This window comes from Sorangium sp. So ce367 (assembly GCF_051520455.1).
Taxonomy (GTDB): Bacteria; Myxococcota_A; Polyangia; order Polyangiales; family Polyangiaceae; genus Sorangium; species Sorangium cellulosum_B.
The window spans coordinates 5,306,020-5,327,969 of sequence record NZ_CP150334.1; the positions used below are offsets into that span (position 1 = coordinate 5,306,020).

At 72.3% G+C, this 21,950-nt stretch carries 13 protein-coding genes; 8 read left to right on the forward strand and 5 right to left on the reverse strand.

The window, feature by feature from the left end; genetic code table 11:
• Positions 1 to 90 precede the first annotated feature (90 nt).
• The 3 genes from WME97_RS20155 (at position 91) to WME97_RS20165 (ending at position 7,847) form a co-directional block, all read left to right on the forward strand.
• On the forward strand, positions 91 to 3,933 hold the full coding sequence (locus tag WME97_RS20155; protein WP_437554019.1) for a hypothetical protein: 3,843 nt from the start codon (positions 91 to 93) through the stop codon (positions 3,931 to 3,933).
• 399 nt (positions 3,934 to 4,332) lie between these two features.
• Complete coding sequence (locus WME97_RS20160) at positions 4,333 to 6,351, forward strand: potassium transporter Kup (RefSeq protein ID WP_437554021.1); 2,019 nt, start codon at positions 4,333 to 4,335, stop codon at positions 6,349 to 6,351.
• 83 nt (positions 6,352 to 6,434) lie between these two features.
• Entirely contained in the window at positions 6,435 to 7,847 is a 1,413-nt protein-coding gene (locus WME97_RS20165) for a hypothetical protein (RefSeq protein WP_437554023.1), read from the forward strand.
• A 148-nt stretch (positions 7,848 to 7,995) separates the two neighbouring features.
• Here the strand turns inward: WME97_RS20165 and WME97_RS20170 are convergent, their stop codons facing one another.
• A complete protein-coding gene (locus WME97_RS20170) occupies positions 7,996 to 10,434 on the reverse strand; it encodes an SUMF1/EgtB/PvdO family nonheme iron enzyme (protein ID WP_437554025.1) in 2,439 nt (812 codons plus the stop codon).
• A gap of 872 nt (positions 10,435 to 11,306) precedes the next feature.
• On the opposite strand from WME97_RS20170, the gene WME97_RS20175 reads away from it, so the two are divergent.
• Positions 11,307 to 14,654 carry a DNRLRE domain-containing protein gene (locus WME97_RS20175; protein WP_437554027.1) on the forward strand — a complete coding sequence of 1,116 codons (3,348 nt, stop codon included), beginning with the start codon at positions 11,307 to 11,309 and terminating at the stop codon, positions 14,652 to 14,654.
• A gap of 34 nt (positions 14,655 to 14,688) precedes the next feature.
• On the opposite strand, the gene WME97_RS20180 is transcribed toward WME97_RS20175, so the two are convergent.
• Positions 14,689 to 15,699, reverse strand: coding sequence for a helix-turn-helix transcriptional regulator (locus WME97_RS20180; protein ID WP_437554029.1), 1,011 nt, complete (start codon positions 15,697 to 15,699; stop codon positions 14,689 to 14,691).
• Positions 15,700 to 15,889: 190 nt separating this feature from the next.
• Here WME97_RS20180 and WME97_RS20185 point away from each other — a divergent pair, with 190 nt between their 5' ends.
• Positions 15,890 to 16,843, forward strand: coding sequence for an SDR family oxidoreductase (locus WME97_RS20185; protein WP_437554031.1), 954 nt, complete (start codon positions 15,890 to 15,892; stop codon positions 16,841 to 16,843).
• Positions 16,844 to 16,877: 34 nt separating this feature from the next.
• Here the strand turns inward: WME97_RS20185 and WME97_RS20190 are convergent, their stop codons facing one another.
• From WME97_RS20190 to WME97_RS20200, 3 genes are read right to left on the reverse strand one after another with little or no spacing between them, the layout of a single operon-like run.
• Complete coding sequence (locus WME97_RS20190; protein WP_437554032.1) at positions 16,878 to 17,315, reverse strand: 23S rRNA (pseudouridine(1915)-N(3))-methyltransferase RlmH; 438 nt, start codon at positions 17,313 to 17,315, stop codon at positions 16,878 to 16,880.
• A gap of 7 nt (positions 17,316 to 17,322) precedes the next feature.
• Positions 17,323 to 18,216, reverse strand: a complete 894-nt coding sequence (rsfS, locus tag WME97_RS20195) for a ribosome silencing factor (RefSeq protein WP_437554034.1) — start codon at positions 18,214 to 18,216, stop codon at positions 17,323 to 17,325.
• 56 nt (positions 18,217 to 18,272) lie between these two features.
• Positions 18,273 to 19,553, reverse strand: coding sequence for a glutamate-5-semialdehyde dehydrogenase (locus WME97_RS20200; RefSeq protein ID WP_437554036.1), 1,281 nt, complete (start codon positions 19,551 to 19,553; stop codon positions 18,273 to 18,275).
• 70 nt (positions 19,554 to 19,623) lie between these two features.
• Between WME97_RS20200 and WME97_RS20205 the strand changes: the two genes are divergently transcribed.
• The 3 genes from WME97_RS20205 to guaA all read left to right on the forward strand — a co-directional run bounded on the left by WME97_RS20205 (position 19,624) and on the right by guaA (position 21,950).
• The gene (locus tag WME97_RS20205) at positions 19,624 to 20,013 is read left to right on the forward strand and encodes a hypothetical protein (protein WP_437554038.1); all 390 of its coding nucleotides are present in this window, start codon (positions 19,624 to 19,626) and stop codon (positions 20,011 to 20,013) included.
• Entirely contained in the window at positions 20,010 to 20,306 is a 297-nt protein-coding gene (locus WME97_RS20210) for a hypothetical protein (RefSeq protein WP_437554040.1), read from the forward strand. Before WME97_RS20205 ends, WME97_RS20210 begins: the two co-directional genes overlap by 4 nt.
• Before the next feature lie 69 nt (positions 20,307 to 20,375).
• The gene (guaA, locus tag WME97_RS20215) at positions 20,376 to 21,950 is read left to right on the forward strand and encodes a glutamine-hydrolyzing GMP synthase (protein ID WP_437554042.1); all 1,575 of its coding nucleotides are present in this window, start codon (positions 20,376 to 20,378) and stop codon (positions 21,948 to 21,950) included.

Sequence of the window (21,950 nt, forward strand, 5' to 3'; positions counted from 1 at the left end):
GTGAGAAATTGCGGGCACATGCCTTCTTGCGCTCGCACCTCGCACCCTACGACCAGGCCTTCGCACCCCGGGCTAGGCGCGAGCCGCCGGGTGACCAGCGCGCTGCTGCTGACGACCTTGGCGGCGCTCGGCGGGGCGGCCTGCTCCGATTCTTCCGCGCCGGAGCCGGGAGCCGCGGCGAAGGCCTCGAAGGCTGTCCAGAGCGGCGCCAGGTCGCCTCATGCCGTGCCCTTCGACCTCGAGAAGACGATGCGTCGAGCGCGCCTCGCCTTTCGCCGGACGCCCGGAGGCACCTTCAGCGGCGGCTTTGGCGCCTACCGGGCGCGTGTCTCCGAGGAGCGCGTGGAGCTGGGCCTTGCCGGCAAAGCCGCTCGAGGCGCGGCCCCGTCGGTCCAGGTCGCGTTCGAGACGTCTGGCTTCTCGTGCGGCGGAGGCGAGCTCGCGTCGCCCGAGCGGCGCGGCGCCGAGGTGGTCGCCGACGGTCACCTCGCGCTCGATCGCGGTTGGGCCGTCGAGCACCTCGCGAACACGGAAGAAGGCCTTCATCAGAGCTTCTCCTTCGCGGAGGCGCCGTGCGCGGGGGCGATCGAGGTGCGGCTCCGCGTGACGGGGGCCTCGTACCGCGGGTACTCCGCGGGCTCGGGGCATTCGTTCGTGACCGATGACGGTCGCGTGGTGAGCTACGGCGACGCGACATGGCGCGACGCGACGGGCAACGTCGTCCCGCTGGCCGTCGAGCACCTGGGCGAGGGCGCGCTGCGCATCGTGGTGCCGGAGGAGGTCGTGGCGAGCTCCATCTTCCCCGCCGAGATCGATCCGCTCCTCACGTTGCGCATCCCGCTGAACGAGCCGGTGCTCGGCTTTGCGCGCCTCGATCAGTCGATGCCGGCGATCGGCTTCGACGGCACCAACTACCTCGTGATCTGGAACGACAACCGGGCCATCGACGAGAACTACCGCAGGCTCTTTGCCACGCGCGTCACGCCGGCCGGAGAGGTCCTCGATCCGGGGGGCATCCCCGTGCTCGAGAACGGCACGGCGCAGCACCCTCCCGCCATCGCCTTCGACGGCACCAACTACCTCGTGGCGTTCGTCGACATCAGCGGCTGGGTTCGATTCAACCGCATCACGCCGGCGGGCGTCCCGCTCCACGGCCAGGGTGGTGTGGCGATCGAGCAGGCCCTCGGGCGGGACGTCGCGGTCGCCTTCGACGGCACGAACTACCTCGTGGCGTGGCCGACGCACACGGACTCGAGCTCGAACATCAAGGCGCGGCTGGTGAGCGCCAGAGGCACCTTCGTAGGCGCCTCCTTCAACGTCGCCACCCAGGTTCAGGCGCAGCTCGAGCCGCGCCTCCTCTTCGACGGCACGAACTACTTCGCGACCTGGTCGGATCGTCGGGGCGGGGGCGTCGCCGGCTTCGACATCTACGGCGCGCACATCTCGCCTGCGGGCGTGGTCCTCGAGCCGAACCACATCGCGATCGCGGCCGGCGCCTACGATCAGATCAAGCCGTCCGCCGCCTTCGACGGCACGCGCTACCTGGTCGCCTACCAGAACGGGACCGATCGCCCGCAAATCGAATCCGTGCGCGTGAGCCAGGCCGGCGTGGTGGAGGACGCGGTGAGCCAGAAGCTCTCTGCTGAGCCCGGCACGCACGTCGCCCCCTCGGCGGCGTTCGACGGGACGAGCTTCGTCGTCGTCTGGAGCTCCGGCAGCGCTCAGGACGTGTTCGTGAACCGGGTGAGCCCCGACGGCGCGGTCCTGGGCGGCGCCGGGAGCGCGCTCGTCACAGCCAGCGGGAGAAAGGCGCTACCCACCGTGTTCTGCGGCGCGGCCGGGTGTCTCGCCGCGTGGGAGGATGGGCGGTTCGGCAATGGAAGCTTTGCTGGCGACGACGACGGGGAGGTCTTTGGCGCCCGCATCGCGGACGGCGCCGCCCTCGACGTCGGCGGCCTGCACCTGAGCCGGGCAGCGAGCGAGCAGTCGATGCCCGCCATCGCCTACAGGGATGGACACTATTTCGTGGTCTGGCAGGACTACCGCGAGGGGACGCGCACCGACCTCTATGGCGCGCGCGTCAGCGAGGCGGGCACCGTCCTGGATCCAGCCGGAATCCTGATCAACAGTGCGCCGTACGATCAGCGCGAGCCTCGCCTCGCGGCGAGCGAGAGCGGCTATTTCGTGGTGTGGCTCGACGGACGCAGGAGCGGCAGCAACTACACCCGCCGCGACGTGGTTGGAGCGCGCGTGACGCCGGACGGACAGGTGCTCGATCCGGACGGCATCGCGATCTCGGTGGGCGGCTCCGATAAGACTCCGGCGGTCTCCTCGGATGGCTCTGGGTACCTCGTCGCCTGGCAGGATACGGCTGGCGGTGACAACGACAAGCTCGAAGCGTCGCGTATCGGCGCGGACGGCGCGGTGCTCGACGACCCGCCGCTGCTCGTGGCGCAGCGGACGGGCGCGAGCCACGTCACGATGGCCTATGGGGCAGGTCAATATTTCATCGTCTGGCACACGCCTGGAACGAGCCTCCTGCCGAGCGGGACGCGAGGCGCGCGCGTCCTGTCCGACGGCACGCGCCTCGATCCGAGCCCAGGTCTCAGCCTGGGTACGGGCATGTTCCCCGCGGTCGCCTACGACGGCACGTCCTTCGTGGTCGCGGCGCGACGGGTCGCCAGCAGCAGCGTCAGCTCGTCGACGTACCGGATGTGGGCGACCCGCGTGTCGCCGAGCACGGGCAACGTCCTGGATCCGAGCTGGATCCAGCTCTCCGCGACGAGCATCGCAGGGTACTCCGGCGCGTGGTATCGGCAGGGACCGGAGCTCGCCTTCGACGGCGTCGACACGCTCATCGTGTGGCCCGGAGGCATCACAGAGAAGAAGATCCACGGGGCGTGGCTCTCACCGGCGGGCGATGTGGTCCTCGGCACGACGCTCCTGTCGTCGTCGACCGGGGCGTACCACTCGCCGACCGTGGCAGCGGTCGGGGACGGACGCAGCTCGCTCGTCACGTACGTCTTCGGTGACCAGACGACTGGCGTTCAGAACTATCGCGTCAATGCCAATCAGATGGACGCCGCGTCGCAAGGACAGGAGTGCGACCTCGACATCCAGTGCAAGAGCGGGCACTGCGTCGATGGTGTCTGTTGCCGAACGACTTGCAGCGCGGCGACGGATGACTGCTTTGCGTGCAGCGTGGCGGCGGGCGCTGCCGTCGACGGGATCTGTGGTCCCACGAACAGCAACAGCTGCGGCGCAAGCGGTATCTGCATCGAGGGCTCGTGTGACGTCGCAGGGACGGGCGTCACGAGCACCGGAGGTGCAGCCGGCAGCGGCGGCACGAGCGTCACGGCAGGCGCCGCGAGCAGCGGCGGCAGCGGCGGAGAGAGCGGTGCGGGCGCCGCCGGCACCGGAGGTGCGAACACCGGCGGCGCCGGCGGAGAGAACGGCGCTGGGGGCGCCAGCAGCGCCAGCACAAGCGCCACGGCAGGCGCGGTGACCAGCGCAGGCGCAGGCGGAGAGAGCGGCGCTGGGGGCGCCAGCACAAGCGCCACGGCAGGCGCGGTGACCAGCGGCGGCGCCGGTGGCGCGAGCAGCGGCGGCGGAAGCGCGGGCAGCGGCGCTGCGAGCACAGGTGGCGCTGGAACGTCGGCGGAAGGCGCCTCGACGAGCGGCAGCGCCACAACGGATGGGTCGAACAGCTCGGCTGGTGGTGGCGGAGCTTCTACAGGCGGCGCGCCCCCCGATTCGAGCGGCTCTGGCTCAGCCGACGCGGACCCGTCGGACGATGGAGGATGTTCGTGCGCTTACATCGGAACGACGAGGTCGAGCCCATCGACCTCCCTCTGGCTGCTCGCACCGCTGGCCCTCGGCGTGCTCCGAAAGCGGCGCGCTCTACGCGCCGGCCATCGCCTGCCCTCTGGCTGAGCCCACCGCCTGACCCGCGCGAAGCGCGACCGTCCTGGAGGGGGCCTCTCCCGGTCCGGCGCCGGTCGATTCAATAGTTCCTGGTCTTCGTGCGCCGCGCGATGTCACCGCGCCCGGACGAAGAACGTCGAGCGCGGTGGCAGCTTCAACCACGATCGCAGCTTGAGCCAAGATGACGGCTCCGTCTGGCGATGAGCGCTTCACCTCCTCAATGCATCATGCGCCAGCCTCCGCGAGCCGCTGTGGAGGAGACTTACACCTCCGCGGGCTCCGCCCTTTCTGCTTGTTCGCGTCGGCGCGGTTGACGAGCGCATCCATGGCCTCCAGGATCCGGGCCTGATTCGGCTCCATTTGAGCGGCGGTGGGCTTTCACGACGGCGAGCGCTATGACTCCGCCCCATGAACGACCCGGCCTCTGCCGAGCCTCCCCCCGGCGCTCTGCCGGCCCCTCCTGGAGCGACGCAGCGGGCGGTGACCCGCGCGGACGATGGTCCCACGCAGCACGGCGCTGCTCGCCGTGGGGCCGACGCTACCGCGGCGCGCGGCCACCACGGCGGCAAGGCAGCGCTCGCCCTGGCCGCGCTCGGGGTCGTCTTCGGCGATATCGGCACGAGCCCGCTCTACGCGCTCAAGGAGTGCGTGAGCGCGACGCACGGCGTCCCGCCGACGCCCGACAACGTCCTCGGGCTGCTCTCGCTCCTCTTCTGGTCGCTGATGATGGTGGTCACGGTCAAGTACGTCACCTTCATCACGCGGGCCGACAACGACGGTGAGGGCGGCATCCTCGCCCTGCTCGCGCTGGTGCCGGAGCGGCTGCGCGCCAGCGGGACGCAGGGCGTCGGGTGGCTCGCTGGGCTCGTGGTGCTCGGCGCCGCGCTCCTCTACGGCGACGGGGTCATCACGCCCGCCATCTCGGTGCTGAGCGCCATGGAGGGGCTCGAGGTGGCGACGAGCGGGCTCAAGCCGTTCGTCGTGCCGCTCACCTGCGCGATCCTCGTCGGGCTCTTCAGCGTGCAGCGCTGGGGGACGGCGCGCGTCGGCAAGGTCTTCGGCCCCATCATGGTCCTCTGGTTCACCGCGCTCGCCGTGCTCGGGCTCGTGTTCATCGCCAGGAACCCGGCGGTGCTCGCCGCCCTGAACCCCGTGTACGCGGCGCGCTTCTTCGCCGCCCACGGCTTCCACGGGTTCGCGATCCTGGGGTCGGTCGTCCTCGTCATCACGGGGGGCGAGGCGCTCTACGCGGACATGGGGCACTTCGGGCGCGGCCCGATCCGGCTCGCCTGGTACGCGGCCGCGCTCCCCGCGCTCGTGCTCAACTACTTCGGCCAGGGGGCGCTCCTGCTGCAGGAGCCCGAGGCCGCCGCGAACCCGTTCTTCGCGATGGTGCCGAAGGGTCCCCTCACCTACGCGCTGGTCGCGCTCGCCGCCATGGCCACCGTGATCGCGTCGCAGGCGCTCATCTCGGGCGCCTACTCGCTCACGCACCAGGCGATCCAGCTCGGGTACCTGCCGCGGACCCAGGTGCGCCACACGTCGAGCGAGGCCGCGGGGCAGATCTACATCCCCCTGACGAACTGGGCCCTCGCGGCCGGGTGCCTCGCGCTCGTGCTGATCTTCCAGCAGTCGAGCCGGCTGGCCGCGGCGTACGGCATCGCGGTGACCGGCACGATGGGGATCACGTCGATCGTCTTCTTCGTCGTGATGCGGCACACGTGGCGCGCCCCGCTCGCGAAGGCGCTGCCGCTGCTGATCCTGTTCCTCTCGTTCGATCTGCCGTTCTTCGGGGCCAACCTGATCAAGTTCCTCGACGGCGGGTACGTGCCGGCGGTCATCGCCGCGGTCCTGTTCACCATGATGGTGATCTGGAAGCGAGGCCGCGCGATCCTCGCCGAGCGCTTCACGCGGGCGGCCCCTTCGGTCGACACCTTCGTGCGCGATCTCGACGCGAAGTGCCGCGCGCGGGTCCCCGGCACGGCGGTCTTCCTGAGCTCGCGCGCGGGCAAGACACCTTACGCGCTGACGCACCACCTCAAGCACAACAAGGTGCTGCACGAGACGGTGGTGATCTTGACCGTGGTGACGGAGCACGTCCCCCGGGTCGCCGACAGGGAGCGCCTCGACGTGACGAGCCTCGACAAGGGGGTTCACCAGGTCGTCATCCGCTCGGGCTTCATGCAGTCGACCGACGTCCCGGCCCTCTTGCGGCGGGCCGCGGCCGCGCACGCGCTGCCCATCGATTTCGCGGATGTGGCGTATTACCTCGGCCGCGAGACCATCCTCGCCACCGACAGGGGCCGGATGGGCAGGATCACGGAGACGATCTTCGCGGTGATGGCGCGGAACGCCGGCGCCGTGCCCGACTACTTCAGGCTGCCTCCGGAGCGGGTGGTGGAGATCGGCGTGCAGGTCGACCTGTAGCGCTTGGTGGAGATCGGCGCTCGGCGCGCTCGGCCCACCTCCGCTGGGCTTTCGCGCGCTCGAGGCGCTATGACTCGGCCCTCATGAAGATCCCGCTCCTGGGCCGTGTCCTTCCCGCGCTCGGCCTGTCGCTCCTCGGCTGCGCGGAAGGGCCGCGGACGCTCACGGTCGAGGTCGTGCCGGGGCACGAGGCGACCGCGTTCCAGGAAGATCCACCCGTCGCCCGGATCGAGGTGACCGCGACGGCGGCCGAGGGAGACGTCACCGTGTCGGCGGCGGCGGCGCCGGGCGGCGAGCTCGATTTCGGCGAGATCCCGGCGGAGCGGGCGTACACGTTCGACGTGCGCGGCCTCGACGCGGGCGGCGCGACCGTGGTGCGGGGGCGCTCCGCGGCGGGCATCTACCTCGCCGCGGTGACGGGCGACGTGCTGCCGCTCTTCGCCCAGCGCGCCGGCCGGTGGGCGCGGCCGCCGGGCGAGCTCGCGGCGTCGCGCGTCGGCGCGCCCGGGGCGGCGCTCGCGGAGCGCTACCTGATCCTCACCGGCGGGGCCGCGGCCGAGGGCGCCGCGGCGGGTGACGTGGACCCGGCGCGGCTCGACGCGTACGACCTCGCGGCGTGGGGCGGGAGCGCCTCCAGCGGCGCGCTCCCGCGGGCGGCGCGGTCGCTCGTGGTCCGGGGAGACCTGCTGCTCACGCTGGACGACGAGGGCGCGAGCTGGACCGACGTCGCGGCGGGGCAGAGCGCCGAGGCGTCGCTCCCCGAGGGGCTCGGCTCGTTCGCGGAGGTGGCGGGCGGCCGGACGATCGAGGCCTCGGACGGGCGCTCGTTCGTTGTCGGCGCGACGCGCGCGGGCGCGGCCGCGGGGGCGGCGGGCGCGCCTTCGGACAAGGTGCTCGTCGTCGGCGCGGACGGGGCGCTCTCGGTGGCGAAGCTCCGCCACGCGCGGGCCGGCGCCGCGGCCGTGTGGGTGGAAGGCCTGGGCCTGGTCGTCGCGGGCGGGAGCGCGGACGGCGAGGGGCTGGAGATGCTCGGCGACGGCGCGACCGAGTTCTCGCCGAGGCCGTTTCCGCCGGACGCCTCCGAGGGTGCGGGCGCCGCGGTGACCGGTCCCGGGGAGATCACGCTCGTCGGCGGGGTCCAGGGCGGCGCCGCGGCGCCGACGCGGCGAATCGCGCCGGGGTGCGCCGCGAGCGCCGCGACCTGCGCGGCCGTGGAGGTCGAGGGCGCCGCGTTGACCGCGGCCATCGGGGGCGTCGCCGCGTTCGCGCTGCCCGGCGGGCGCATCCTCGCGGTGGGCTCCGAGGCCGGCGAGGACGGGCTGACGCGGAGCTTCCTCGTCGACGTCGCGGCGGCCCAGGTCGAGGAGCTGCCGCTGAGGGAGCCGCGGCGCGGCGCGGCCGTGGTGCCCGCGCCGAACGGGACGCTCGCGCTGCTCGGCGGGGTCCACGCGGACGGGACGCCGGCGCTGACGATCGAGACGTTCTTCCCGGAGTGAGCGGTCCGCCGGAGGGTGCGGCGCTTTCAGGACGATCTCGCGGGCGCTGCGCAGGCCTCGCTCGATCGCTCTGGCGCAGCTCTTCCCGGCGCGGCCCGTCGGCGCGGACAGCAACCGGCGCGAGGGGCCCTCGCGGGCGGCGCCGCCGTCAGCGGGCGGGCTGCCCGGCCGGCGGCTTCGCGCTGTGGGCTTGCATCGAGCCGCGGACGCAGCGGAAGCCGACGTCGGCGTTCTTCGCGCTGGCGAACATGAAGTGGCGCGCCGCGGCCCGCAGCCGGTTCTTCGCGACCACCCGCCACGAACCGCCGCGGAGCACGCGCCCGTAGCCGATGGAAGGCCCGACCGGATTGCTCACCGGACCCTCGACGGCCTGGTAATCGCCGTACCAGTCCCAGCACCACTCCCAGACGTTGCCCGCCATATCGAGGATCCCGAACGGCGACGCCCCCTTCGGGTAGTACCCCACGGGGCTGGGTCCGGCCCGCATGGCGAGCACCGGGCTCTTGATGCGCGCGTCGCTCCAGGCGAGCTGGTCCGATGGCGGCTCATCACCCCACGGATACATGCGTCCGCGGGTCCCCCGCGCCGCGTACTCCCACTCTGCCTCTGTGGGGAGCCGATAGCCGTTCGCCTCGCGATTCCAGATCACGCCCTCTCCCTCGAGCTGGTATGCGGGCCCGAACCCTCGTAACGCGGACAGACGGTTGCAGAACTCGATCGCGTCCCACCAGTTGACGTTGTTCACCGGGAGCTCGTCGCTCGCGGGAAGCCCCGGGTTCGTGCCCATCACCTCGCGGTAGAGCCGCTGCGTCGTCGGATGGACGCCCATCCTGAACGCCGCGACCAGCACCTGCCGCCGCGGGCGCTCATCGGGCTTCGCCAACACGTCCTCGTCCGCGCTGCCCATCCAGAAACGCCCGCCCACGATCACGGCCATCTCGATCTTGGGCGCGCTCGCGGCGCGGCCGGCGTCATCCTCGGCGTCCACGGCGCGGGCCACGAAGGCCCCCGGGCTCCCCGCCGGCGCGGTGAAGGCCGCGGATCCGACGGCAGGGATCCCGGTCGCCGGCGTCGCCGTGGCGGAGGGCACCACCGCCACGGGCGCCGCGGCCGGAGGGGACTCGGACGGGCCGCGCCGGGGCTGCAGCGAGCCCCGCGGCCGGCTCGCGATGCTGAGCGCCGCGCAGAGGTCGTCGATGCTGGCGTACCGCTTCTCGCGCTTCCACGCGACGGCCTGCTCCAGGACCGCCTTGACCGTGCCGTCGCACGAGAGCTCCCGCAGGAACGCCGCCCGGTCGTGCACCGCCTCGGCCGGCAGCTGCGCGCCGTGGAGGCAGAAGAGCGCCGTCATCCCGAGGCCGTACACGTCGGCTCGCACGTCGGCGTCCTGCGGCCGGTCCATCGACTCCGGCGCGCTGTACACGTACGTGCCGAGCGCGCCCGTCCGCGTCCCGCCGGTCGTGTCCGCGGCCGCGACCAGGTCGAAGTCCGTGAGCCGCGGCTCGCCCGACGGCTCGAGCAGGATGTTCGCCGGCTTCACGTCGCGGTGCACGAGGCCCTTCGCGTGCGCCGCGCGGAGGGCGTCACCGACGCGCAGGACGAGGGGGATCACCTGCGCCGCCGGGAGGCGCTGCTGGAGGACCGCCTGGTGCAGATCGCCGCCGCTGACGAACTCCATGACGAAAAAGTGGAAGCCCCCGTCCTCGCCGTGCGGCTCGATCACGCGCACGACGCCGGGGTGATCGAGCCCGGCCATGCGCTGGGCCCCCCGGAAGAAGCGCTCGCGCCGGAGCGCGTCCTCCGCGAGGCTCGAGTGCAGCACCTTGATGGCGACGACGTGGCCCTGCTCGTCGTCGCGCGCGCGCCACACGTTCGCGAAGCCGCCTCGCCCGACGCGATCGAGGAGCAGGTACCTGCCGCGCTGCCCCAGCCTGTCGCCGGCGCGGAGCTGGCCTCCCTCGCGCAGCTGCCGCCGGAGCTCCAGGACCTCGCGCTGCGCCTCGGCCGTGTCGCCGCCTGCGAGCTGCAGCGCCCCGAGCCGCACGCGCGCGCGCTCCAGCTCCTGGGCGAGCCTGCGGGTCTCGGCGTCCGGGTAGATCGGCCTGTGGCTCTGCCCGCGCGGGCGCCTCTTGTCGCTCTTCTCGTTCTTCTCGAGCGCGGCGCGGATGCCGAGCGCCACGTCGGTCCAGGCCTCGTCGCGATCGGCCCGGCCCTGGATGGGGCGCTCGTTGTCCGGCAACGCCGCGAGGCGACCGAACGGCGCGCCCTTCCAGTCGCACGCCCTGAGCAGGATCGGGATGACGCGCGCCGAGCCGGCCGCGTGGCGGGCCATCGCGCGCTCCATCTCGACGTCCCAGCAGGACGGCGAGGCGATGAAATCCGCGCTGACGAGCAGCAAGATGAGCTGCGCCGCCTCGAGGCGCTCGCGCACCTCTTCCTCCCATCGGGCGCCGGCCTCGAGCTCCCGGTCGTGCCACGCCCGCAGGATCCCCTGTCGCTGCATGGGCGCCAGGTGCGAAACGAGCTCCCGGAGAGCGGCTTCATCCCTGCGCGCGTAGGAGATGAATACGTCGATGGGTTTCTGCACGGTCGTCCGAGGTGCCAGCCGGGAAGGCGCGTGATGCGGCGAGTCGACCAGGGGAATCTACTAGGAAGAGCAAACGACCCCTTGGAAGTCAAGCCCATCGTCGCGCCCGCGCGGTGGTCTCGCACGGCTCACACGGTTCGCACGGTTCGCCGGTTCGCACGGTTCCCGCGTCTCGCACCGTCCTCGCGGGTTCATACGGCTCGCCCCGACCTGAGCCCCTGGAATTGACTCTCAACGTAACCGCCCTGGCGTGGCCGCTGGCACTCTCTGCGACCCGCCTTCTCGCGCAACGACCGGCAGCGCCCCCACAGCTCGTGTCGCCCCGTGTTGCCCTCCAGGTTCCACGCAGTGCCTGGCGAGCGGCCAAGCCGTGAATTGCCTGTTCCAAGGACAACCGACCTTCCGGCCGGCTACCGATCGGCATTGACCGGCCGGTGAGACTCGCACGTGGCTCATCCGCCGCCGCCTTGATGACAGCTTCGCAAAATGTTGCAAGTGATGCAGATGCGATGCAGTCGGTGCAGACCGCGCAAACAATTCAATTCGCAAAATCTTGCGGCCGATGCGAGCGTGATGCAGTTGTTGCGGACCACGCAAACAATTGCAAAAACCTCAACGATGAACGCGCTGCCGGCAGCCCGCATCCCATGTCCGAATCACGAAATCGTCGCCTTCACGTCTTGACATGCATGCGTGAGCGGCGGACCATGGATGGATATTTGTCTTGGGCTTTTGCAGCGACTCACGCCGCACCTCGCCTCGTACCCAGCGCTCATGACCGTGGGGCCACACGACTCTGGCCTTGCGCGCGGCGAAGCCTTGCGCGGCGAACCACAACACCTGTCACGGAGAACCTTTGCATGAGAGATAAAATGAAGTTACTCAGCGCCCTGTGCGCTGGTCTGGCGAGCGCCCTCGCGGCCTCGTGCGGCGCCGATCCCGGCGGCGCGGGCGACGACGGCGACGAGAGCGTGGCGCGCGCCGCGCAGGAACTATCGACCGAAGGACAGGTGTGCACCACCGTCCAGCGCGGCGCCGGACCAGCGGGCGTGGCCGACGTCGTGCTCTGGCAGAGCGCGCCGACGTGGAACGACGGCGCGAACGTGGCGCTCAGCTCGGGGACGAGCGCGAGCGGCGGGATCCGGCGCAGCTTGCTCCGGTTCGACCTCTCCGGCCTCCCATCGAACGCCGAGGTCGTGTCGGCGAACCTGTCGCTCTCGCAGATCTACAAGGCGGACACCAGCACGGTCCGCGTCCACCGCGTCACGAGCGCTTGGGCGGAGTCCACCGCGACCTGGGGGAGCTTCGGAGAGTCCTTCGATCCAGCGATCGCCGCGTCGTTCACCGGCGGCGGGGCGGCCGGCGTCCGCTCCTCCGACCTCACCGCGCTCGCGCGCGCGTGGGTGAGCGGCGAGGCCGAGAACCACGGCGTCCTCATCGAGGAAGATCCGGTCGTGAGGAGCGAGTTCAAGAGCAGCGAGCGGCCGGAGATCGCGAGCCGGCCGAAGCTCGACGTCTGCTACGTCACGTGCGACGACGGGATCCAGAACGGCAGCGAGAACGGCGTCGATTGCGGCGGCCCGTGCGCGCCCTGCGGCGGCGAGTCGTTCGAGGGGCCGCCGGGCGGGAGCCCCGTCGACCTCGAGGGCAGCGGCGCGACCTATGGCTGGTCGGTCGGTGACCTCGACGAGCTGCCGGAGGCCGTCGCGCGGGAGGGCACGAACGAGCCGTGCACGACCGGCGAGGACTGCCAGTTCGACCAGCACTGCGACAACCCCGCGCAGGGAGCGTGCGCCCACGATCCGTGCGCCACGGGCACGCCGCTGCTGTCGACGTGCAGCGGCTGCGTCACGAAGGTCTGCGACGCCAACCCGAGCTGCTGCACGCAGACGGACGTACCGGGCGACTGCGGGCACGACGCCTGCGTGGCGGCTCCCGGCCCCGCGACCAACATGAACACGACCTGCGGTGACGCGTGCATCGCGACCATCTGCGCGAACCACCCGCGCTGCTGCGACATCACGTGCAGCACGACGGCGCAGTGCGCTGCGATCATCGGCGCGGGCAGCACCTGCGTCTTCCCAGGCCGCTGCACTCCGCCAAGCGGCGGCATATGTCCCCCGGGAACTGTCCTGCAAGGCGGCAGGTGCACGGGGACCTGGAGCTCCACTTGCGCTGGCTATGTCGCCACGGAGTGCGCCCCCAAGACGTGCAGCGCGAGCACGCCGCGATGGGACGCAAGCTGCGTCGCCCTGGCCGGGTCGTTGTGCGGCTCCAGCTGCGAGACCGATCCGGGATGCGCGCACGACAAGTGTTACACCGGCGAGCGGCTAAACGCGGGCTGCAACTCGTGCGTGTCGCAGATCTGCGATGTGTCGCCGAGCTGCTGCGCGCCGGGCGGCGCGTGGACACAGAGCTGCGTCGACCTCGTGGAGAGCGTCTGCGGAGAGACCTGCCCGCAGCAGGGCCTCTGCAATGCCTACCTGCCGGGCGAGACGAACCCCGAATGCTCTCTCCCGGACCTCACGATCGGCGTGCCCTGCGGCGGGACGATCCCCGTCTGCAACCGCGGCACCACGCAGGCGCCCGCGGGCATCGCCATCCACCGGTATGCTTCCACAGCAAACCAGCTGCCATCCTCCGCCCCGAGCCGGATCCTCGACGCCTGCAGCCCGAGCGGCGGCACCCTCGCCTGCACGACGGCGGAGCCGATCGAGCCGGGCGAGTGCATCAACGTGGCGGGCTGCACCGGCGTCACCGACGGCATGGAGCTCATCGTGAATCCGCCGGGCGCGGGGCAGATCGCCGAGTGCCAGTGCGGCAACAACGGGAGCGTCTATCAATCGGGTGAGTGCGGGTCACCCGCCTGCACCGCCGCGGCCAGCGCCACGCAGTCGAGGCCGGTCACGATGTTCGTGGCGCTCGATCGATCCACCTCGATGCGGCGGACGCTGAGCTCATCGTTTGACGACACGATCAACGATCGATGGATTCCCGCCACGAACGCGCTCAAGGCCTTCTTCCAGGATCCAGCGTCGGCGGGGCTCGGCGTCGCGTTCCGGTTCTGGCCGCACGACAACCCTGGCCCTTGCAACGACAACCCTTCCTGTCCGCCTGCCGGCGGCGGCGGCTGTGCGCTGCCGCTCGTCCCGTTCAACGGCGCCGCTGCCGACAGGTTGACCGCGGCGTCTGCGGCGATGGGGGACCAGCAAGAGATCAAGCTCATGCAGGCCTTCATCAACTTCCCGACGCCCACCGGCGAAACACCGATGTACCCGGCGCTGGACGGCGCCACGACCTGGGCGATCAACTACAAGAACGCCCACCCCGAGGAGGAGGTCGCGGTCGTGTTCATCACCGACGGCATCCCGTCGAGCTGCAACACCGTGCCCAACGCCATCGGAAACCTGGCGCAGAACGCATTCGCTAACCACGACGTTCGCGTGCACGCGGTGGGCTTCGGCAACTCGAACGCGGAGATCATCAACCTCATCGCGGCCCAAGGCGGAGGGCAGGCGCACAACCTCAGCGCCGGCTCGACGCTGCAAGGTAACCTCCTCAATGCGCTGGTCTCGATCCGCGGAGAGGCGCAGCCCTGCGACGTCGCCGTCCCCCCCGCGGGCGTCTCGGATCCCGCGTCGGTGTCCGTCGTCTACGAGAATGCCGCCGGCGTGGAGACGACGCTCACGCCCCGGGCCGGTATCGCCAGCTGCGGCGCGGGGGGCTGGTACTTCGATTCCGGAAACACGAACGTGAAGCTCTGCCCGACGACCTGCTCCACCATCCGCGAGAACCCCGGGGGCAAGGTCCAGGCGACCGTCCCGTGCGCTGACGAGACCCTCTCGCCCATCACCACGAGCTGGGAGCGCTACCACGGCGTCTGCCCGCCGGGGACCAAGGCCCGGTGGGAATACCTCACGTACAGCACGACCACGCCGGGCGACTCGAGCGTCGAGTTCTTCGTGCGATCGGCCGACGACACCGCCGATCTCGGCGCAGCGGCCGTGACGCTCGCCGCGACCGCCCACGCGACGCCGGCCGATACCCAGGTGTGCGACGACACCTCGACGCCGCCGTGCGCCGTCGATCTCGGCGCGCTGCCGGGAGCGCAAGCGGATTACCTCGAGCTCCAGGTGACGCTGAATCCGACGAGCGACGGCGCCGGCGGAGTCCAGGTGCAGGACTGGGAGATCGGGTATTCGTGTCCTGACGTGGAATGAGCCTGGACACGTTCGCGACCCCTCCGGTGTCGGCTCACCTCTTCCTGCCCGCACGCTGAGGCGCCGCCGCGCGACGCGCCCCGTAAACCGCTCGTAGATCCTTCGCGATCTCCCGGAGCCGCGCCCGCAGCGCCGCCGGCTCGACCACCTCGACGCCCCTGCCCAGCCCGACGATCTGCGAGACCGCGATCGACTCCCGCTCGAAGTCGACCGTCACGACGCTCGTCCCATCGCGCCCGCGCTTTTCCCGCCCCCACCGCTCGTGCTCGCCGCCGGGCCGGACCCGCCGGAGCGCCTCTTCCCCCTCCCCGGTCACGCGCAACGTCACCACGTAGCTCGCCCTCTGCTCCGCGAACCGCCGGCTCAAGGCCTTCCAGCATGCCGCCAGCTCGAACCCCTCCGGCCGCGCAAACACCGCGTCGAGGAGCCGCGCTCCCGCCACCCGCGCTCCCCGGAAGATGCTTGGCCCCCGCTCGGTGCCGGCGACGAGGTACCAGCGGTCGGCCTTGATCACGAGGCCATACGGCTCCACCACCCGCTCGCTCGCTTCCCCGTCGAAGTCCCGGTACGCGAGCAACACCTTGCGATCCTGCCAGACCCCCTCGCGCAGGACGTCGAGGTGCGGCACCACCTCCCTGCCCTGGAACCACCCCGACGCGTCCACGTGGAGCCGCTGCCGCGCGTGCTCGGCCAGCGACCGGTGCACGGCCGGCAGCGCCGCCGACAGCTTGATCAGCCCGCTCTCCAGCGCCGCCGAGAGCCCGATGTCGGCCAGCGCCCCGGGCGCCGCGACCGCCGCGAGCGCCTGCACCTCGGGCTGCGTCAGCCCGGTCAGGCTCGTTTGCCACCCCTCCGCCAGCGAGATCCCGCCGCTCGGGCCGCGCTGCGCATACACGGGCACGCCCGCGGACGACAGCGCGTCGAGGTCCCGGTAGATCGTCCGCGCCGAGACCTCCAGGCGGCGCGCCAGGTCCTCGGCCGTCAGCTGCCGGCTCTTCGCCCGCTGCAAGAGCAACATCAAGCTGAGCAGCCGATCCGCGCGCATGACCGTCCGTGGCTCCCGACCCCGAAATGACCTGCCCGCGAGGCTACGCGCAATTCATGACAGGAGACGTCAGGAATTGTCCCGTAGCGTCGCAGGACGACCGGAGCAGGCCGGAATGCAAGGGCGCGCGCGTCGCAGGAGCCCGCGCGCCCGCCGAGCCGCCGGTCCCCAAGCAAGGAGGAGACACCCTATGAGACCGCTCGAAGGACAGATCGCCCTCGTCGCCGGAGCCACGCGCGGCGCGGGGCGCGCCATCGCGTGCTCGCTCGGCGAGGCCGGCGCCACGGTCTATTGCACAGGGCGCAGCGTCCGCGGCCGGCCCGCCACGGGCCAGCGCCCCGAGACCATCGAGGAGACCGCCGAGCTCGTGGCCGCGGCGGGAGGGCGCGGCGTCGCCGCGCAGGTCGACCACACGGTCGAGGAGCAGGTCGAGGCGCTCTGCGCCCGGATCCGGCAGGAGCAAGGGAGGCTCGACGTCCTGGTCAACGATGTGTGGGGCGGCGATGAGCTCACCGAGTTCGGCCAGCCGTTCTGGAAGCTCTCCCTGCCCAGCGGGAAGGTCCTGCTCGAGCGGGCCGTCACCTCGCACATCATCACGAGCCGCCACGCGGTGCCGCTCATGCTCGAGCGCGATCGCGGCCTCATCGTCGAGATCACCGACGGCGACCACTTCGGCTACCGCGGCAACCTCTTCTACGACCTGGCGAAGATGTCGGTCATCCGCCTGGCCTTCGCCATGGCCTGGGAGCTGCGCCGCCACCCCGCCATGACGGCGCTCGCGGTGACGCCCGGCTTCCTGCGCTCGGAGGCCATGCTCGACCACTTCGGCGTCACGGAGGCGAACTGGCGAGACGCCGCCGAGAAGGACCCGCACTTCATCGAATCGGAGACCCCGTTCTACGTGGGCCGCGCCGTCGCGGCGCTCGCCGCCGATCCGCGCGTCGCGACGAAGTCCGGCCGCGTGTTCAGCTCGTGGGATCTCGCGAGGGAGTACGGGTTCGCCGACGCCGACGGCCGGAGGCCCCACTGGGGCGAGTACTTCGAGCGGCACCTCGGCCGGTACAACAGGGCCGGCGAGGCGGCCTATGCGAGCTGGTTCAACGGCCCGATGGAGCTCGCGTGCCCCGACTGGCCCAAGGAGTGACCGGGGCGGCGGCCGCAGGGGCGGCGCGGCCGCCTCAGTGGGCGTAGGGCTCGCCGCGCAGCAGGGTCATCGCGCGGTAGAGCTGCTCGATCAGCACGAGCCGCGCGAGGCGGTGCGGGAACGTGAGCGGCGACAGGCTCCACCGGTCGTCCGCCGCGGCGGACACGTCGGGCGGCAGCCCGTCCGCGCCCCCGATCAGGAACGCGACCACGCCCTTGCCGCGCGAGCCCCAGCGCTCGACGCCGGCCGCGAACGCCTCGCTGCCGAGCGCCTTGCCGCCCACCTCCAGGGCGATGACGTTCGCCCCCGCCGACGCGCGCGCAAGGAGCGGCCCGACCTTCGCCGGCGGGCCGTCCTGGATCTCGATCTCGTCGCACGCCACGTAGCGGCGGATGCGGCCGAGGTACTCGTCCATCGCCGCGCGCAGCGGCTTGTCCTTCACGCGCCCGACGGCGGCGACGACGAGTCGCACGGCGCGCTCAGCTCGGATCGAACCGCGGGGCGGGCTGCGCCCCCGGCGGCAGGCTCTCCTCCGGGACCGGGACGCGCCCCGCGTCGATCCAGAGCCCCTCGATGTCGTAGAGGCGGCGCGTCTCCTCCTGGAACACGTGCACCACCACGTCGCCGAAATCGATGAGCACCCAGGTCGCCGCGGCGAGGCCCTCCATCGAGAGCGGCGCGAGCTTCTGCTTGCGCACCGCCTCCTCCAGCCCCGTCGCGATCGCGTGGACGTGCCTGTCGGAGCGGCCGGTCATGATCACGAGGTAGTCCGCGTAGTCGACGCGCCCCACGACCTCGAGGATCTCGACGCCGATCGCCTTCTTGTCGAGCCCCGCCGCGGCCAGCGTCAGCGCGAGCTCACGCGCGGGGGCCGAAGGCTCGGGGACGGGCGGCGGCGTGCTCCGGCGCGAGCCGGCGCGCTTCGGGCCCGCGAGCGGCGACTTGGCGCGCGCGGGCGACCGCCCCGCGAGCGGCAGCGCCGCCTTCGCGCCGCCCTCGCCGCCGCCACGCGCGGCCCGCGGGGCCGGCGCGTCGCCGTCGTCGCGCGACGGACGCCGCGCCCTCGAGGCCGGCCGATCCGCCGGGATCGGCCGCGCCGCGCGCTCCAGCGGCTCCGCCTCGCCGCCCGCGCGGCGCGCGCGGACCACCTTCTTCGCGCCGGGCTCGCCGACGCCCGCGTGGGAGGCGCGGATCCGGGGCGACGCCGGCCGCTTCGGCTTCGCCGCGGACGACGCTCGACCGGCCGCGCCCGCCTTGGCCGTGGTCGCCTTCTTCCGCGCCGGCGCGCGCGGCTCCGCGCCCTCACTCGCCGAAGGCCCCGACTTCGCCCGCGGCTTCCTGCTCCCCTCGCCTGCGTCCTTCTTGCTCGCCAACGTTCTCTCGCTTTCTTGCGCCCGGTCGATGACCGGCGCCACTCGTCTCGCCCGCGTCAGCGGGTCTGGCCCTCGCCGTACGCGATCCACTTGAGCGTCGTCAGGCTCGCGAGCCCCATCGGGCCGTAGGCGTGGAGCTTCGTCGTGGAGATGCCGATCTCCGCGCCGAGGCCGAGCTCGCCGCCGTCGTTGAACCGGGACGACGCGTTCACGAGCACGCAGCTCGCGTCGACCTCGCGCAGGAACCGCTGCGCGTGGTCGTAGCGGGGCGTGCAGATCACCTCGGTGTGCATCGAGCCGTAGCGGCCGATGTGCTCGATCGCCTCGTCGAGCGACCTCACGACCCGGACCGCGAGGACGGGCGCGAGGAACTCCCGCCCGTAGTCGTCCTCCGCGGCCTTGCGCGCCGACGGCACGAGCGCGCAGGTGGCGGCGTCGCCGCGCAGCTCGAGCCCGCGCTCCGAGAGGGCGGCCACGCGCCCGAGCAGCGGCGCCGCGACGCTCTCGTGGACGAGCAGGCACTCCAGCGCGTTGCAGACGCCGGGGCGCTGGAGCTTGCCGTTCTCGACGAGGCGGCAGGCCATCTCGACGTCACAGCCGGCGTCGGCGTAGAGGTGGTTCACGCCCTTGTAGTGCTGGATCACGGGGACGCGCGCGTTCTCGGCCACGAACCGGATGAGCCCCTCGCCGCCGCGCGGGATGGCCAGATCGATCATGCCGGTCAGGCCGAGCAGGAGCCGCGTGGCCTCGCGGTCGAGCGAGGGGACCCTCTGCACGGCGTCGGCCGGCAGCCCGACCGAGCGCAGCGCGTCCGAGATCAGCTCGCCGAGGGCCGCGTTCGAGCGCGCCGCCTCCTTGCCGCCGCGGAGGATCGCGGCGTTGCCGCTCTTCAGGCAGAGCACGGCGGCGTCGACCGTCACGTTGGGGCGCGACTCGTAGATCATCGCGATCACGCCGAGCGGGACGCGCACCTGCCCGACGAGGAGCCCGTTCGGCCGCCGCTCCATCCCGACGACTTGCCCGACCGGATCGCTGGCGGCGGCGACCTCGAGCACCGCGCCGGCGATCGCCGCGAGCCGCGCCTCGTCGAGCACGAGCCGGTCGACGAGCGCCTCGGAGACGCCGGCGGCGCGCGCCGCGGCCACGTCCTCGGCGTTCGCGGCCAGCACCGGGGAGCGCTTGCCCTCGCCGGCCTCGGCGCGCAGCCGCTCGGCGATGGCGCGCAGCGCGCGGTCCTTCTGGGCCCTGTCCAGCGGGGCGAGGGCGCGGGCAGCCGTCCGGGCGCGCTGGCAGAGCGCGCGAAGCGTGCCCTCTAGATCGATGTTGCTCTGTTCCACAGCGGGAACCTAGCTCGCCTCCCTGCGCGGGCCAACCGTTCTCCTGCGCGTCCATGCTAGCGTACCCGCCGTGTCCGGCGATCTCCGAAGCTCGAGCCAGGCGTCGTTCGCACCCCGCTCCCGAGACGCCCGCCGCGCCCCCGCGAGGAGCGCCGCTGCCCGCCCGCGGCGCGGCGCGGCGCTCCTCGCGGGGGCGTTCCTCGCCGTGATCGCGCCGGCGTGCAGGGGCTCGGACGCAGGCGCGGACGCGCCCGCCATGGCGAGCACCGGCATCCCGCTCGCGGCGCCGGGCGCGCTGGGGGCGCCGCTCGATGCGCCGCCGGCGGCCCCCTCCGTCCCCTCCTTGCCGTTCGCCGATCCGGAGGGGCTCCAGGTCCCGCCCGATCCGGCCAGCCCTCCCGAAATACCGCCGTATCGTGCTCCTCCCGGGAACACCGGGGGGAGCGGAGTGGAGCTATGACACGCGCCCGCCACGCCTCGCCGATCGCCGCGCTCGCCGCGATCCTCGCCGCGGCGTGCTCCTCCGCCGCGCCGAAGCCGCTCCCGCCCGGTCCGCCGCCCGAGTACGAGCGCCCGCGCGAGTACGACGGAGGCGTCGGCGACGCGCCCGCCGCGCCGCCGGATGAGCCGGATGCAACGGATGCGACCGACGCGACGCCGGGCGCGCCGCTGCTCGCCCCGTCGCCGGGCGCGCCGCCTGCGTCCACGCAGCCGCCGCCCACCACGCCGCCGCCGCCGCCCACGCAGCCGTAGCGCAGGGCGCCGCGAGCGGGCGTGCGGCGAGCGCCTGGGCCGCGCGACTCTGGCGGATCCAGCCCCGCCATGCTAGCGGCAGCCATGCTCTCACCCCGGCGGGACTTCGTCGTCATCCTCGATTTCGGCTCTCAGTACACGCAGCTCATCGCCCGGCGCGTGCGCGAGTCTGGCGTCTACTGCGAGATCCACCGCTTCGACGTGCCCGTCGCCGAGCTGCGCCGGCTCGCCCCGCGGGCGCTCATCCTCTCGGGCGGCCCCGCCAGCGTGTACGGAGACAACGCTCCCCGCTGTTCCCGGGAGGTGCTGGAGCTCGGCGTCCCGACGCTGGGCATCTGCTACGGGCTCCAGCTCATGGCGTATCACCTCGGCGGCAAGGTCGAGCGCGCGCACACCGGGGGCGAGTACGGCCCCGCGGCGGTGCGCGTCGAGCGCCCGACGGGCATCTTCTCGCGCTTCGCCGAGGGCGACTCCATCGACGTCTGGATGAGCCACGGCGATCGGCTCACCGCGATGCCGGAGGGGTTCGTGTCGCTCGGCACCACGACCGGCAGCCCGCTCTGCGCCGTCGCCCGCGAGCGCGACAAGCTCTACGGCCTCCAGTTCCACCCCGAGGTCGTCCACACGCCGCGCGGCAAGGAGATCCTCCAGTCCTTCCTGTTCGACGTCGCCGGCCTGTCGCCGACCTGGACGCCCGCGTCGTTCGTGGAGGAGGCGATCGCCGCGGTCCGCGAGAAGGCCGGGCCGAGCGACCGCGTCATCCTGGGCCTCTCGGGCGGGGTCGACTCCTCGGTCGCCGCCGTGCTTTGCCAGCGCGCCCTCGGCGACCGGCTGACGTGCATCTTCGTCGACAACGGCCTGCTTCGCGAGGGCGAGGCGGAGAGCGTCGAGCGGACCTTCCGCGGCCACTTCCACATGAACCTCGACGCCGTCGACGCGTCGGCGCGGTTCCTCGAGGGGCTGCGCGGCGTCGTGGATCCCGAGCAGAAGCGCAAGGTGATCGGCCGCCTCTTCATCGAGGTGTTCGAGGAGGAGGCGAAGCGGGTCCAGGGCGCGAAGTGGCTCGTCCAGGGCACGCTCTACCCCGACGTGATCGAGAGCGTCTCGTTCAAGGGGCCGAGCGCGGTCATCAAGAGCCACCACAACGTCGGCGGCCTGCCCGAGCGGATGAACCTCGGCCTGATCGAGCCCCTGCGGGAGCTCTTCAAGGACGAGGTGCGGGCCGCCGGCGAGGCGATGGGCATGCCGCGGGACATCCTGTACCGCCAGCCGTTCCCCGGCCCGGGGCTCGCGGTGCGCTGCCTCGGCGAGGTGACGCCGGAGAAGCTCCGCGTGCTCAGGGCGGCCGACGCCATCTTCGACCAGGAGATCCGCGCCGCCGGGCTCTACGAGTCCCTCTGGCAGAGCTTCTGCGTGCTCCTCCCGGTGCGCTCCGTGGGCGTGATGGGCGACGAGCGCACCTACGACGAGGCGATCGCGCTCCGCGCGGTTCACTCGACCGACGGGATGACGGCCGACTGGGCGCGGCTGCCCTACGACCTCATCGCCCGGGCCAGCTCGCGCATCATCAACGAGGTGCGCGGCGTGAACCGCGTGGTGCTCGACGTGTCCTCGAAGCCGCCCTCGACGATCGAGTGGGAGTGA